General features: G+C 67.6%; 14 protein-coding genes. 10 read left to right on the forward strand and 4 right to left on the reverse strand.

Annotation, left to right across the window (positions count from 1 at the left end; translation table 11 throughout):
- The first annotated feature begins 22 nt into the window (after positions 1 to 22).
- From VG566_RS00465 to VG566_RS00485, 5 genes are all read left to right on the forward strand, one after another.
- Positions 23 to 1807: a MotA/TolQ/ExbB proton channel family protein gene (locus VG566_RS00465; RefSeq protein WP_241883960.1), complete on the forward strand. Its 1785-nt coding sequence runs from the start codon at positions 23 to 25 to the stop codon at positions 1805 to 1807.
- A 10-nt stretch (positions 1808 to 1817) separates the two neighbouring features.
- Positions 1818 to 2231: an ExbD/TolR family protein gene (locus tag VG566_RS00470; protein ID WP_005409874.1), complete on the forward strand. Its 414-nt coding sequence runs from the start codon at positions 1818 to 1820 to the stop codon at positions 2229 to 2231.
- Positions 2232 to 2270: 39 nt separating this feature from the next.
- Positions 2271 to 2936, forward strand: coding sequence for a cell envelope integrity protein TolA (locus tag VG566_RS00475; RefSeq protein ID WP_049413907.1), 666 nt, complete (start codon positions 2271 to 2273; stop codon positions 2934 to 2936).
- Between the two features lie 43 nt (positions 2937 to 2979).
- On the forward strand, positions 2980 to 4725 hold the full coding sequence (locus VG566_RS00480; RefSeq protein ID WP_241883959.1) for a putative porin: 1746 nt from the start codon (positions 2980 to 2982) through the stop codon (positions 4723 to 4725).
- A gap of 97 nt (positions 4726 to 4822) precedes the next feature.
- Entirely contained in the window at positions 4823 to 5152 is a 330-nt protein-coding gene (locus VG566_RS00485) for a hypothetical protein (RefSeq protein ID WP_005416760.1), read from the forward strand.
- 43 nt (positions 5153 to 5195) lie between these two features.
- On the opposite strand, the gene VG566_RS00490 is transcribed toward VG566_RS00485, so the two are convergent.
- The 4 genes from VG566_RS00490 to VG566_RS00505 form a co-directional block, all read right to left on the reverse strand.
- Entirely contained in the window at positions 5196 to 5594 is a 399-nt protein-coding gene (locus VG566_RS00490) for an OsmC family protein (protein ID WP_049440054.1), read from the reverse strand.
- Between the two features lie 83 nt (positions 5595 to 5677).
- Positions 5678 to 6319, reverse strand: coding sequence for a hydrolase (locus tag VG566_RS00495; RefSeq protein WP_423172641.1), 642 nt, complete (start codon positions 6317 to 6319; stop codon positions 5678 to 5680).
- A gap of 53 nt (positions 6320 to 6372) precedes the next feature.
- Positions 6373 to 7053, reverse strand: a complete 681-nt coding sequence (locus tag VG566_RS00500; protein WP_099495272.1) for a hydrolase — start codon at positions 7051 to 7053, stop codon at positions 6373 to 6375.
- A 72-nt stretch (positions 7054 to 7125) separates the two neighbouring features.
- A complete protein-coding gene (locus tag VG566_RS00505; protein ID WP_241883957.1) occupies positions 7126 to 7992 on the reverse strand; it encodes a pirin family protein in 867 nt (288 codons plus the stop codon).
- Between the two features lie 149 nt (positions 7993 to 8141).
- Here VG566_RS00505 and VG566_RS00510 point away from each other — a divergent pair, with 149 nt between their 5' ends.
- The 5 genes from VG566_RS00510 (at position 8142) to VG566_RS00530 (ending at position 14859) form a co-directional block, all read left to right on the forward strand.
- A complete protein-coding gene (locus VG566_RS00510) occupies positions 8142 to 9068 on the forward strand; it encodes a LysR family transcriptional regulator (RefSeq protein WP_241883956.1) in 927 nt (308 codons plus the stop codon).
- A gap of 130 nt (positions 9069 to 9198) precedes the next feature.
- Positions 9199 to 9702, forward strand: a complete 504-nt coding sequence (locus VG566_RS00515) for an RNA polymerase sigma factor (protein WP_014647349.1) — start codon at positions 9199 to 9201, stop codon at positions 9700 to 9702.
- A gap of 82 nt (positions 9703 to 9784) precedes the next feature.
- Positions 9785 to 10741, forward strand: a complete 957-nt coding sequence (locus VG566_RS00520) for a FecR family protein (protein WP_046430938.1) — start codon at positions 9785 to 9787, stop codon at positions 10739 to 10741.
- Positions 10742 to 10925: 184 nt separating this feature from the next.
- The gene (locus VG566_RS00525; RefSeq protein WP_241883955.1) at positions 10926 to 14042 is read left to right on the forward strand and encodes a TonB-dependent receptor; all 3117 of its coding nucleotides are present in this window, start codon (positions 10926 to 10928) and stop codon (positions 14040 to 14042) included.
- A gap of 52 nt (positions 14043 to 14094) precedes the next feature.
- Positions 14095 to 14859: a Slam-dependent surface lipoprotein gene (locus VG566_RS00530; protein WP_423172642.1), complete on the forward strand. Its 765-nt coding sequence runs from the start codon at positions 14095 to 14097 to the stop codon at positions 14857 to 14859.
- Positions 14860 to 14921: the final 62 nt, after the last annotated feature.

The raw sequence follows: 14921 nt of genomic DNA on the forward strand, positions 1-14921 counted from the left end.
GCGTTCTCCGGAGACCCTTCGCATGGACCGTTTGCTTTCCCGAGTATTGCTGCTGCTGGCCGCGCTGGTTGCGTTGCCTGCGGCTGCGGCCGATGCCAATTGGTGGCAGGCCGAATGGAAATACCGCAAGCCGATCACCGTAGACGCGGGCCCGCAGGGCGCGGGCCTGGCCGGTGACCCGGGCCGCACGCCACTGCTGCTGCGGCTGCATACCGGCAACTTCGGCTTCGACGGCACCCAGGATGCGGGCAACGACCTTCGCTTCGTCTCGGGTGATGGCCGTACCGTGCTGGCCCACCAGATCGAGCAGTTCGATCCCACGCTGGGCCTGGCCCTGGTCTGGGTGGACCTGCCGGCGGTCAGTGCCGCCGCGCCGCAGACCATCTGGATGTACTACGGCAATGAAAAAGCCCCGGCCAGCGGCAACGGCCAGCAGGTGTTCGATCCGGACTACACGCTGGTCTATCACTTTGCCGAGGCCAATGCGCCGGCACGCGACACCACCGCCTATGGCAACAATGCCGGTGCGGTGGTGCCGCCGTCGGAAGGCGCGGTGATCGGCCGCGGCGTGCAGCTGGGCGCCGGCTCGCTGCCGCTGCCGGCCAGCGCGTCGCTGGCGCAGGAAGCGGGCGCGCCGCTCACCGTTTCGGCCTGGATCAAGCCGGGCAGCAACAATGCGGCTCAAGCCATCTACGCCCGCCGCGATGGTGCTTCCGAACTGGTGCTGGGCATCGAGAACCGCGTGCCGTTCGTGCAGCTCAATGGCCAGCGCAGCACGCCGGCGCAGCCGGTTCCGGAAGGGCAGTGGGCGCATGTGGCGCTGACCGCAGAGAAGGGCGCACTGCAGTTGTACCTCAATGGCCGCGTGGTCGCCCAGCTGAGCGGCGAGCTGCCGGCGCTGGCCACCGCGCCGGTGGTCGGCGCCGATGCGCCGGGCGCGGCGCAGCCGCTGGCCAACTTCGAAGGTGCCCTGGACGAGTTGCGCATTTCGCGGGTGGCACGTCCGGCCGCGCTGCTGCTGGCCGACGCCACCGCTCAGGGCGCCGACTCGCGCCTGGTCAGCTACGGCGCCGACGAGCAGTCCGCCGGGCAGAGCCACTTCGCCTTCATCCTCAAGGCGATGCCGTTCGATGCCTGGGTGGTGGTCGCCATCCTTGGCCTGATGATGCTGCTGTCGTGGGCGATCATGATCGCCAAGAGCCGCCACTTCGGTCGTACCAGCAAGGCCAATGCGGTGTTCACCGAGAGCTTCGGCAAGCTGTCCGGCGTACCGCTTCGCACCCTGTCCGATATGGACCGCCAGGGCAGGGCGCCGACCGCCATGCACGATGGCTCGTTGTGGCGCATCTACCAGGTGGCCATCGATGAAATGCAGCAACGCCACCAGCGCGATGGCAACAGCGGTTACCTCAGTGGTGCCACCATCGCGGCGATCCGCGCCTCGATGGATGCAGTGATGGTGCGCGAGCAGGAAGCGATGGCGCGGCGCATGAACTGGCTGTCGACCACCATCGAAGGCGCGCCCTACGTGGGCCTGTTCGGCACCGTGATCGGCATCATGCTGGTGTTCGTGGTTGCGGCGATGGCCGGCGCGGTGGACATCAACTCGGTGGCACCGGGCATGGCCGCGGCGCTGCTGTGTACCGCCGCGGGCCTCGGCGTCGCGATCCCGGCGCTGTTCGGCTACAACTACCTGGGCGCGCGTGCCGAAGCGATCGGCGCGGACATGGCGGTGTTCATCGACGAGTTCGCCGCGCGCCTGGCCGAAGAGCAGGACGGGCGCGGCCCGGCCGCGGTCCAGGGCTGAGGGGCGCGCCATGGGCCAGAAGGCGAAGTTCGGCATCAAGAAGCGCGAGAAGGGCATCAACGTGACGCCCTTCGTCGATGTGCTGCTGGTGGTGCTGGTGATCTTCATCCTGACCAGCAACGCTTCCATCCCCGGCATCGAGGTCAACCTGCCGAAGGCCAGCAACAGCGTCGCGCTGGAGAAGCCCAAGACCAAGGCGATCACCATCGACCCCAGTGGCCAGGTGTTCCTGGATGCGTACCCGGTGACGATGGCCGAGCTGGAAGACCGCCTGCGTACCGAACGCGCGACCACGCCGGATTTCCCGGTGATCGTGCGCGGCGACGCGCAGGTGCAGTATGCCCGGGTGGTCGAGGTGCTGGACCTGCTGCGGCGCCTGGAGCTGGCCCAGGTGGGCCTGGTCACCGGCAAGGCGCAGGGCTGAGGCATGACCGCCCATCAACCCCCTCGGCCGGAGCCCGGCATGCGTGGTCGCTCGTTGCTGGTGACCGTCGCGCTGGTGCTGGTCGCGTTGCTGGTGCTCGGTGTCGCACTGTGGTGGCTGCTGTTCAGGGACACCGCCAGCACCCGTCGGCCGGTGGTGCAGCCGCCGATGCTGGCGTTGCCGCCACCGCCACCGCCCCCCCCGCCGCCGCCGGAAAAACCGCCGGAGCCGGAAACGCCGCCGGAAGAGACGATGCCCGAGCCGGAGCCGCTGGATCAGCCGACGCCGGCCGAAGAGCCGACGCCGACCGCGGACAACACCGACCCGGTGACGATGAATGCCGACGCGCAGGCCGGTGGCGACAACTTCGGCATCCAGTCCGGCAGCGGCGGCGGTTCGTCCGGCGTCGGTCGTGGCGGTGCCGGCAATGCCACCTATGGGCGCTACCTCGGCTACCTGATGCAGCAGGCGATCTCGCGCGACGACAAGGTCAAGCGCCTGGCGTTCCAGCTGCAGGTAAATGTGTGGCTGGCCAGCGATGGTCGCCTGGAAAAGGTCGAGCTGGTGCGTGGCAGTGGCAACGAGGAGGCCGACGCGGCCGTGCTCGATGCACTGCGTCGCATCGGCAAGGTCGACCAGGCACCGCCGCCGTCGCTTGATTTCCCCGCCCGCGTCCTGATCCAGGGCCGCCGGCCCGGGGCCTGATTCCCCGACCTCCGTGATTTCCCTTCTTTCGATGAGAACCGTGATGAACGACCACGTCCGCGCACGAACCGATTCCCGCCGCCCGCGGCCGGCCCGACGGGCGCTGCTGTGCTGCGCCGTGCTGCTCAGTCTGGCCGCCCCGGCCGGCGCGATGGCCGCCGAAACCACCATGGTCAAGCTGATCAAGGGGCTGATCGCCAGCGGTGCACTGAAACCCGAAGACGGCCAGGCATTGCTGGTGCAGGCGCAGGCCGAAGCAGCGGCGTTGCAGCACACCGCGGCCGCCGGGACCCCGGCCTCCAGTGGTGGCGTGGCCCTGGAGGCCGGTGACGTGCGCGTGCCGTACGTACCGCAGAGCGTGCGCGACGGCATCCGTGACGAGGTGCGCCAGGAGGTGATGACGCAGGCCAGGTCCGAGGGCTGGGCGGCGCCGAACGAAGTGGCTGAGTGGACCAAGCGCATCAAGGTCACCGGTGACATGCGGGTACGCAGCGAGTCGCGCTTCTTCTCCGAACGCAACAGCGACATCGTCAGCAACTGGTCGTCGATCAATTCCGGCAACGGCTTCGACACCAACACCAACACCAACCTGCAGCTGCCGCCGCTGCTGAACACCCGCCAGGACCGCCGCAACCTGTGGCGCATCCGCGCCCGCCTGGGCATCGAGGCGACCATCGGCCAGCACACCACGGCCGGCGTGCGCCTGGCCAGCGGCAGCAGCAATGGCCCGGTGTCAACGACCGAGCAGCTGGGGGGGGGGCTGAGCAAGAAGGACGTGTGGCTGGACCAGGCCTGGCTGGCCTACAGCCCGGCCGATTGGGTGACGGTGCGCGGCGGCCGCTTCGGCAATCCGTTCTGGACCAGCGATACGCTGTTCTCCAACGACCTGAACTTCGATGGCCTGGCCGCCAACCTGCAGTACGACTTCGACGACGGTGACCTTGGCCTGTTCGGTAATCTGGCGGTGGTACCGCTGGAGTACACCTCCGACAGCGCGCCCAGCCAGAGCCGGGTCAAGACGCCGAACGAGAACAAGTGGCTGTCCGGTGCGCAGGTGGGCGTGGACTGGCGCTTCAACGAAGACAACGCGCTGCGCGCGGCGCTGGGCTACTACGACTTCAAGAACATCAGCGGCCGCCTGTCCTCGCCGTGCGCGCTGTACGCAGGCGCGGTCGGCTGCGACACGGACTGGTCGCGCCCGGCCTTCATGCAGAAGGGCAACACCCTGATGCTGATCCGCGACATCGCACGCAACCCGCTGGATCCAGCCAACACGCCCACCCCGCAGTATGTCGGCCTGGCCTCGGCATTCCGCCTGGCCACGCTGAACCTGCGCTGGGATACGCAGCTGGCCCAGGGCATCGGCCTGCGCCTGGATGGCGACTACATCCGTAACCTGGCCTACGACAAGCAGAAGATGTTCATCCGCGCCAACAACGGCATCGTCAACAACTACGGTGCCGGTGGCACCGCCGGCATCGATACGTTCCGCAGCGGCGACACCGCCTGGATGGTGCAGGCCACCTTCGGGGCCACCGACCTGAAGGAGAAGGGCCAGTGGCAGGCGCTGCTGGGCTACAAGCGCATCGAGGCCGATGCGCTGCCGGACGCCTACAACGACCCGAACTTCCACCTCGGTGGCACCAACGCCCGCGGCTACTACGTGGGCGGCGCCTACGCGCTGGACGCGCGCAGCTGGATCAGCGGCAAGTGGATGGCGGCCAAGGAAGTGTCCGGTGCTCCACTGTCGATCGACGTGTTCCAGCTGGAGTTCAATACCGGGTTCTGAGTGACGGCGTGATCTGGATCACGTAGTGCGTGGCGGGGGCGCAGTGATGCGCCCGTCTAGGGAAAGGAGACCACGCGTTGCACATAAGGAGGAGTGGATGAGCCGTCGCAAGCTGTTCGAAAGTTCCGAACCGTCCAGTCGATCGCTGGGCATCGGGCCGGCCTATGTCTCGGTGGAGGGGCTGCGCCAGCACCTGGCGGAGTTCCTGCTGTATGCAGGCCGGCCGGTGGTGATCATGCGCGGGCGCAGCGAAGTGGGTTACTTCCTGCCGGCGCGCTGCTGGCGCCAGCGTGACGACGATCCGCTGGCGGCGGCCGCCGCCGACCAGCTGCTGGACGCGGCCGGGTTCCAGGCCGAGGATATCCAGCAGGTGGAGCAGGAATTCAACGCGATGCGCCAGCGCACCGTGCTGCATTCACGGCGCTGACCGGCGAGCGTCGTCTGTAGATCCACGCCATGCATGGATGGGGTTACGCCGCGGCCCCGCGCTCACTGGTGATGCGTGCACCTTCGCGCATCACCAGGGTCACCGGGGTCTTCTCCACCACCTCCAGCAACCGCTGCCACTGCGCATCACTCAGCTCGGCGCTGGCATGCAGCACGCGGTGCACGTGGAAACGTCCATCCTCGTCACGTTCCGAGCGCAGCTCGGCATGGAACTCGCCCAGCTCCCAGCCCTTGCGCTGCGCATACATGCGCAGGGTGATGGCGGTACACGCCGCCAGCGAGGCCAGGTACAGATCGAACGGTGCGAAGCCCTTGCCCTGGCCGCCCAGCGAGGCGGGCTCGTCCGCATCCACATCGAAGCTGCCGTTGCTGATGTGGTGCAGATAGTTGTCAGCGGTCGAAACAATGCGTGCGTAGGCCATCACGTTCTCCATCTGTCTGCGGCGTCAGCCATGCTCGACTGCGCCAAAAGGCGGCGCCGGCCAGGACCGGCGCCGCCACCCAATCACTCGGTACGATCGTACGAGAACTGGATGCCCGCGGTACCACCGGTTTCAATGAAGAGATTCATGAAGGCCGGCACCGTTGCCGAGCGGGCCCAGTCGCGCTGCAGTTCGCAGAACAGCTGCGGCACGCTGATCAGCTGGCCACCGGCCTGTTCGATGCGGCGCAGTGCGGCATCGTGCGCGGCCAGCGAGGTGCCGCCAACGGCGTCGACCACCACATACACCTCATAGCCTTCCTTCAACGCATCCAGGGCCGGGAAAGTCAGGCACGCCTCGGTCCACAGCGCGGTCATGATCAGCTTGCGGCGGCCGGTGGCTTCCACCGCCCTGCGGAACTCGACGTCCTCCCAGGAATTGATGGTGGTGCGGTCGTAGGTGGGGTAGTCGCCCAGCACCTTGCGCAGCTGTGGAATCGGCGGCTTGTTCAGGCCGGTCTTGACGTTGACCGTCGAATGCACGATCGACAGACCGTAAGCCACTGCGGCCCTGGCGGTGCCGACAATGTTGTTGACCAGCAACTGGCGGTCCATCGAGGCGATGGAGTTCACCTGCACCGGCTGGTAGTCGATGATGATGAAGGCGGAGTTCTGCGGGGTCAGCAGATGATCGCTGGCCGGGTCGCGGATCGGTTCACTGGACATGATGGATCTCCTGTTCAGGGGGGGAGCCGGCGGCTGGCCGGCACGAGGGCCACTCAACTGCGCTGCGAATCCAGCGGTTCATGGTTCTTCTGCACGTCCCGGGCCTTCAGGTAGCTTTCGATCAGCAGCTGGTAGTTCGGGAAGATCTTGGTGTAGACCTCGGCCCACTGCTCGGCATCGTCGCGGTTCCAGCTGCGCTGGATCTCCGAGGCGACCGCAGCGGTGTCCATCGGCACCACGCCGGCCTGCACCACGCGGGCCAGGGTGATCTCCTCGGCCATCTTCGAGTAGGTACCCGACGCGTCGATGACCGCGAACACCTGGTAGCCATCGGCAACGGCGGCAATCGACGGGAAGGCCATGCACACGCTGGTGATGGTGCCGGCAATGATCAGCTGCCTGCGGCCGGTGGCTTTCACCGCAGCAACGAAGTCCGGGTTGTCCCAGGCGTTGATCTCGCCCTTGCGTGCCACGTACTGGGCATGCGGGGCCGCGTCGTGGATCTCCGGGATCAGCGGGCCGTTCGGGCCCTGCGGCACCGAGGCGGTGGTGATCACCGGCATCTTTGCCAGCGTGGCGATCTTCGCCAGCGCGATCGCATGCGCGCGCACCGAAGTGAACGGCATGTCACCAATGGTCTGGAACAGGCCGCTCTGGTGATCGATCAGCAGCATCGCGGCGTTGTCTGGATCGATCACCGGACGGGCACCGTTGAAGTTGGCGGGGGTACTCATGGTCAGTCTCCTGGGGAGGTTGGGCGATGGCGCGATGGCTGTGGCGGGCCGCAGCCCGCCGCGTTGAAGTGTTCAGTGCGCGATCCGGCCGAAGCGACCGCTGTTGAAGTCGTTGACCGCCTGCGCGATCTCGGCCTGGCTGTTCATCACGAACGGGCCGTAGCCGACCACCGGTTCGTCGATCGGTTCGCCGCTGAGCAGCAGCACAGTGGCGTCACTGTCGGCATCGACGAACACGTCTTCGCCACTGCGGTCGAAGGTGACCAGTTGCGCCTCGCCGACCGGCGGACCGCCGTTGATCCGCACCGTACCCCTCAGCACCACCAGCGCCAGCGTGCGGCCCTCGGCGACCGGCAGGTCGGTGTGGTGGCCCTGCTGCAGGCGGATGTCCCAGACATCCATCGGCGTGTGGGTGCGCGCCGGGCCGGCATGACCGTGGAAGCGGCCGGCAATGACCCGCACGCGGCCGGCGCCATCGGGCAGATCCACCGAGGGAATCTCTGCGTCGAGCAGGGTCTGGTAGCCCGGTGCGCCCATCTTGTCGCGCGCCGGCAGGTTCACCCACAGCTGGACCATGTCCAGCGTGCCGCCGCGCCTGCTGAATTCCGGCGTGTGGAATTCCTCGTGGAGGATGCCGGAGGCAGCCGTCATCCACTGCACGTCACCCGGGCCGATGGTGCCGCCGGCCCCGGTCGAATCGCGGTGGGCGACCTCACCCTCATAGACGATGGTGACGGTCTCGAATCCGCGATGCGGATGCTGGCCGACGCCACGCGGCGTATTGCTGGGGGCGAAGGTGTACGGGCCGGCGTAATCCAGCAGCAGGAACGGGCTGAGGTGCTGGCCGTGGGTGTTGTAGGAAAACATAGAGCGGGCGGGGAATCCGTCGCCCACCCAGTGCGGGCGGGGGGCGCTGTAGGTACCGGTGACACGCTTCATGGCGATCTCCTGGCCGGGGCTGCCGGCCGCTGTTCTTCGTTGCGAAGACGATATCGCCGTGACAATAAGGCCGGTAGACGCCAATATTTGCCGTCATAGTCCTATCTGGTGAACAATGTCTGCAGGCCGTGGCCGCAGGAGATCGCCCCGTGTTCATCGCAGATATCCGCCGTTGTGACCTCAACGACCTGTTCTACTTCGCCATGGTGGTCGAGCATGGCGGCTTCTCGCAGGCCGGCCGGGCGCTGGCGATGCCGAAGTCGAAACTGAGCCGGCGCATCGCGCTGCTGGAGGAACGGTTGGGCGTGCGCCTGATCCAGCGTTCGACCCGGCGTTTCTCGGTCACCGAGGTCGGCCAGGACTACTACCGCCACTGCAAGGCCATGCTGGTCGAAGCCGAAGCGGCCGAGGAAGCCATTGCGATGTCACGTGCCGAGCCGCGCGGCACCATCCGCCTGGCGTGCCCGATCGCGATCCTGCACGCGCGCATTGGCACGATGCTGGCCGATTTCCTGGCCCTGCACCCGCAGGTGACGGTACAGCTGGACGCCACCAACCGGCGCGTCGATGTGGTGGGCGAGGGTATGGACGTGGCGATCCGCGTGCGGCCGCCGCCGCTGGAGGACAGTGACCTGGTGGTACGCGTGCTGGCGCGCCGGGTCTGGTGCACCAGTGCCAGCCCGGCGCTGCTGCAGCGGCTGGGCACGCCGCAGGTGCCGGCCGACCTGGCGATGATGCCGACCGTGGATCTGGCATCGCCCAGCCAGCAGCATGCCTGGGAATACACCGGGCCGGACGATGTGCTGGCCAGCGTGCACCACCGCCCACGGCTGGTCAGCGATGACATGATCGCGCTGCGTACCGCCGCGGTGGCCGGGGTGGGCCTGCTGATGCTGCCGCGGATGATGATCAGCGACGAGCTGGCCCGTGGCGCGCTGGTGCCGGTGCTGCCGGAGTGGGTGCCCAAGCACGGCATCGTGCACGCGGTGTTCCCGTCGCGACGCGGCCTGTTGCCTGCGGTGCGTGCGCTGATCGACTACCTCGCCGAACGCTTCGAGGCGCTGGAGGAACCGTAGATCCTCCATCCACGCCATGCGTCGATGATGCTTTCGTGGCGCGGCTTGCCGCCTGCGGCCCCGCAGCCCACAATCCACGTCCGGACCGTCGCCATCACGCCCATCATTCCCCGGTCCGGCCTTGGCACCTATGTCTCCCAATGCCCTGGCGCTGGTCGAGCTGCTGATCCGCGAGCGCCGTGCGTTGTCCCGCTTCGTCGCGCGCTACCTCGACCCGGCCAGCACCGAGGACACCCTGCAGAACCTCTACCTGAAGGCCAGCAGCGTGCCCGGTGATCCACCGATCCTGGAGCCGCGCGGTTATCTGTACCGGATGGCCTACCACCACGCGCTCAACCGCAGCCAGGCCGACGCCCGCGAGCGGCGCGCGATGGCCGAGTACGCCACCGGCATGGCCGAGGCAGGCCACGACGGCGAGGCGCAGGCGCTGGACCAGGCGCAGCTGCGCGAGATCACCCAGACCATCCTGGCCCTGCCGGCCCAGGTACGCGAGTGCTTCGTGCTCAACCGCTACCTGGGCCTGAGCGAACGCGAGATTGCCGCGCGCCTGGGGATCTCCAAGAGCCTGGTCGGCAAGCATGTGCTGCGCGCAGCGTTGCTGATCCAGCAACAGCAGCGGGGAATGGGCCGATGAGCGGCGATTGCCGTGGGCAGATCGTGCCCGCCGTTGTCACAACAGGAAAGCGCACCCATTCGCGGTGCGGCAGGCCACAACCATGACTACGTCCGAACCCTCGCCGCGTCAGGCCAGGCAGGCGTTGCGCTGGGTGATACGGTGCAGTGCAGGCCCGTTGCCGGAACGCCAGCAACGCACCCTGCAGCGCTGGCTGCAGTCCGATCCGCGCCATGCGCTGGCCTGGCGCCAGCAGCAGGCCTTCTGGCAGCGGTTGGACGCTGCTGGGCCCGAGGTGCTGGCCGCGCTGCCCGAGCTGACCGCCGACCGCCAGGGGCTGCGTCCGATCGCACCGCGCCGTCGCCTGCCGTGGCTGCTGGCATCGGCTGCGGCCGTGGTGCTGATGGTCGCGGCCGCTCCGCATGCGTTGCTGCTGGCGCGCAGTGATGTGCGCAGCAGCGATGCGCCACGAGTGGTGCAGCTGGCCGATGGCAGCACGGCGGTACTCGATGCCGGCACCGCGCTGGCACTTTCGTTCGATGACCGGCAGCGCCACCTGCGCCTGCTGCGCGGCCAGGCCTGGTTCCAAGTAGCGCACGAGGCTCGCCCGTTCCAGGTCGAGGCAGCGGGCGGCCTGGTCCGTGACATCGGCACTGCCTTCAGCGTGTCGATGCTGGATACCACGGTCACCACCCAGGTCAGCGCGGGTGTGGTCGATGTACGCCCGGGCGATGGCAGCGTGCAGCGTCTGCATGCCGGACAGGCACGCGCGTTCCGTGACGGGCACTGGCTGCAGCCGGTGCAGCTGGAAGATCCGGAGAGCATGGCGCCGTGGCGGCGTGGCGAGGTAGTGATCGATGATCGGCCGGCCGCGCAGGCCATCGCCGACCTGGCGCGCTACCGTCGTGGCCCGGTCTGGGTACTGGGCGGGCAGGGCGCACGCGTACGGGTTAGTGGCCTGTTCCACCTGCAGCAACCGGACACGGCCATCGTCGCCGTGGCCGCGCAGGCGGGACTGCGCGTGCAGCGCTTGCCCGGTGGTGCGTTGCTGCTGTGGTGAAGCACCCTCGGAACATGGACGAACCGGTCGCATGAAAAAAAACATGAAAAAACCGTGGGCAGTCGTCGCAGCCCGCTGTCTATAGAGGTATAGCCAGAGCGAAACAGCGTTTCTTCTCAAGCCAGACACACCACCGGGCACCGGACGTGTCCGTTGTCCCGCCCCGCTTGAGGAGTTCCTGTCCATGCCGTCCACGGCATCCGCCTGTCATCGTCGCGCCACCGCTCTGGCCCTGGCTGTTTCCACCGCATTGCTGCAGTTGGCCTGGGTGCCGGCCGGGCAGGCGCAACCGGCGGTCGTCGCGCCGCTGCGCCAGTACGCCATTCCGGAACAGCCCCTGGCCGACGCCGTGCGTGCCTTTGGCCGCCAGGCCGATGTGCAGGTGGTGTTCCGCAGTGACCTGGTGGAAGGCCGTCGCTCCAGCGCGGTGAGCGGCGAGTACAGCCAGATGCAGGCCCTGCAGCTGCTGCTGCGTGGCAGCGGCGTGCGCGCGCAGCGTGGCATGGACGGCACCTGGAGCCTGCGTGCCGTAGCGGAGGCGGGTGAAGGGGAAGGGGTGCGGGTGACCGAGACACTGGACGTGGCCGGTCGCCTGCAGTCGGAAGGGGGCGAGGCCCGCGATCGGCGCGGCTACGATGATGTGTTCGCGCTGGACATGGCCACGGCGTATTCGGGGCGCGACCGGGTGGAGCGCTACCGCGGCTCCAATCCGGCCGACGTGGTCAAGGATCTGGTCGGTGTGTTCAGCGGCGATGCGCGCAACAGTGGCGCGCTGGACATCAACATCCGCGGCATCCAGGGGCCGGGGCGGGTGCCGGTCAGCATCGACGGCGGCGAGCAGGCACTTACGGTCTGGCGCGGCTACAACGGCGTCAGCAACCGCAACTACATCGATCCCAACCTGATAGGTGGCATCCAGGTCATCAAGGGGCCGGGGCTGGTGCGCGATGTGCACAGCGGGATCGGTGGCGCGCTGGTGATCAAGACCATCGACGTCGATGACATCGTGGAAGCGGGTGAGCGCTTCGGCGGGGAGCTGAAGATCGAAGGCAGCAGCAATGCGGTGGCGCCACGCCTGCCGCGGCTGCATACCGGCGAGGACTACCGCACGGTGCCCGGGTTCCCGCAGGGCTCGCCCTCGGCACCGTATGCCGACAGCACGCTGCTGGTGCCGGTGAAGTCGCGCGGTTCGGAAGCCAATGTGTTCGCCGGCGAGGACCAGGCCTGGCGGCTGGCGCTGGGCCTGCGCGGCGAGCACGTGGACCTGATGGCCGCGTATGCCTGGCGCAAGCGCGGCAACTACTTCTCCGGCACCCAGGGCACGGCGTACTACGACCAGGACCCGCGCGAGCAGTTCGAGTACAAGGGCCTGGACTACATCACCACGCTGGCGCGCTACTTCAAGCCCGGCGACGAGGTGCCCAACACCTCCAGCGAGCAGGAATCGTGGCTGCTGAAGGCGAGCTGGCAGATCAACGATGACCAGCAGCTGCGCGCCACCTGGCGGCGTACGCTCTCCCACTACGGCGAGATCATGCCCTCGCGCATCCTGTCCGCGCCCGACTACGGTCGCATCCAGTGGCCGCTCAGCCGCGTCGATGCCGATGCCTGGAACCTGGAATACCACTGGCAGCCTGCCGGCAGCCGCTGGCTGGACCTGCGTGCCAACCTGTGGCGCACCGAAACCACCAGCGATACCTACACCGCTGGCGGCTTCCCCAATTTTGCCAGCAACCCCGACTGGAAACCCGGCAGCAGCCCGATCCTGCGCAATACCGCGCTGGCCAATGCCCGCAACGACCGCACCGGCCTGACCCTGAGCAACCGCTTCGCGTTGCATTCCACCCTGGACCTGACGGTGGGCGGCAACTGGCAGTTCGAGAAACTGCGCTCGGCGGACCCGTACTTTGGCGTCAGCGATGGCTGGCGCATGTACCCGCGCGCCGGGCGCCGCCAGGAAGGCGAGGGCTATCTGGTGCTGGACTGGCGGCCGGTGGATTTCCTCTCCCTGAGCGCCGGGGTGCGCTACGCGCGCTATTGGGCCATCGATGATTTCCTGCAGGAACACCCGGAGCTGATGACCACCTCTGTATTCCCCAAAGAGGCCCGCTACCGGGTCAACGAACTGCCCGAACGCCCGGCCAGCCTGCAGGGCGAGATCGACGCCATCGAGTCGCAGCGCGCGTTCTGGGACAGCATCGGCATGGGCTTCATCGTCGATGATCTGCTGAAGGGCCTGCTGAGCAGGTACGAGACGCCGGTGGCGGTGGAGCACAGCATTCCGTGGCTGCCGGATGCGGACGGCAACTACAGCCGTGCCAGCAACCCGTGCCTGAATGGTCAGGTGGCGGCCATTCCCGGGCTGTTGCCGGTGCAGGGCGCGCAGATCCTGTGCAGCATCCAGAGCGGGCGGTCGCAGACGGTGGCCGGCCGCAACGAGCGCAGGCGCGACCATGCCTGGCTGCCGACCTTCTCGGCCACCGCGCATTTCTCGCCCAATGCGCGCGCCTATGTGCGTTACAGCGAGGCGGTGCGTTTCCCCAGCATGTTCGAGAGCACCATCGCGTTCTCCAGCAGCCTGAACCCGCTGTACCCGCTCAAGCCCGAGCACGCCTATAACTACGAAGTGGGCTATGTGTACAACCTGTCCGCACTGTTCGGCAACACCGCCGATGCCGACGTGAAGCTGGCCTACTACGTGCACAAGACCCGCAACGTGATCGAGCGCGACGGCAATTTCCTGTTCGACAACCTGGACAAGCAGCGCATCCGCGGCGTGGAGTTGCAGGCGCGGTTCGACAACCGGCGCTTCTTCACCGACCTGGGCATCACCCGTACGCTGGAAAACAAGGTCTGCGACGAAAGCATGGCGGTGCAGCTCGATGCGCTGGCCGGCAAGGTGCCCAACTGCGTGCAGGACGGCTTCGTCAGTGGCTACCTGCTGACCCAGGCCATTCCCCGGTTGTCGGTGAACGTGTCGCTGGGCACCCGGCTGTTCGATGAGCGCCTGGAGCTGGGCAGCCGCATCGTGCATTACCAGCGCCACCAGAACCCGGACCTGCAGGCCTACCGTGACCGACTGTACGCCGGCAGCGGTGGCCTGATCTGGCAGAACGTGCCGTTCACCTGGGGAAACATCACCACCGTCGATGCCTACGCGCGCTGGCGCTTCAATGACCACGCCAGCGTCGAGCTGGTCGGCACCAACCTCGGCAACCGCTACTACGTCGACCCGGCCACGCGCTCCACGCTGCCGGCGCCGGGGCGCACGCTGAAGCTCGGTGTCACTGCACGCTTCTGATGACCTGCCTCGTTGTTGTACCCGTTGTTCCCTCAACCCAAGGAGTAGTTCCATGAAGATGATCTCCCGTTCCGTACTGGCCATGGCCGCCACCTTCGCCCTGGCCGGTGCCGCCCAGGCCGCCGACATCATCGGTGCGGCCAGCCCGGCCACCGATTCGCAGCTGTACGTCAAGGTCGGTGCCTCCGAAGTCAACGGCGGCCCGCACAGCGCAGGCAAGGCCGGCATCGGCGTCGGCACCGTCTCCAACGGCAAGCCGGTCGACTTCCAGGGGCTGGCGGCCTACTCGGCCCCGACCACCGTCAACGGCGTTACCGTCCGTACCCTGGCCATGCCGATCACCGGTACGCCGGGCAGCCATTCCGGCATGGGCCACTTCAACTTCGTCAAGGTGGGCAGTGGCGATGTGTTGTTCGGCGAATGGTCCAAGGACGGCGCTGCGGGTGGCTTCAACAACCGCCAGGTGTACTTCGCTGGTGACCGCGCCGGCACCACCCTGCCCAGCGGTACCGCCACCTACGCGGTGGCCGGCCTGAACAGGTTCAATGGCAGCAACCTGCTCAGCGGTACCTTCGCGGCGAACTTCGGCACTGGCAAGCTGACCGGCGGCCTGACCGGTGGTGGCCAGACCCTGGCGATCAGCGCCAACATCAACAGCGCCGATGCATCCTTCGCCGGCACCGCCGTGGCCAACGGCTCGGTCACCGGCAACAGCCAGGGCCAGTTCTTCGGCGCCAACGCGGCCACGCTCGCCGGTATCGCCACGTTCGCCGGCAACAGCCAGTACGACACCGCCTTCGGCGGCAGCAAGAACTGATCGCCACGCCCCTGACGGGGCAGGGCAGGGACAAGCCGCGATCCGCCAGTCCCTGCTTCGGC

Origin of the sequence: Stenotrophomonas sp. CASM114 (genome assembly GCF_049384325.1) — a bacterium.
Lineage (GTDB): Bacteria > Pseudomonadota > Gammaproteobacteria > Xanthomonadales > Xanthomonadaceae > Stenotrophomonas > Stenotrophomonas muris.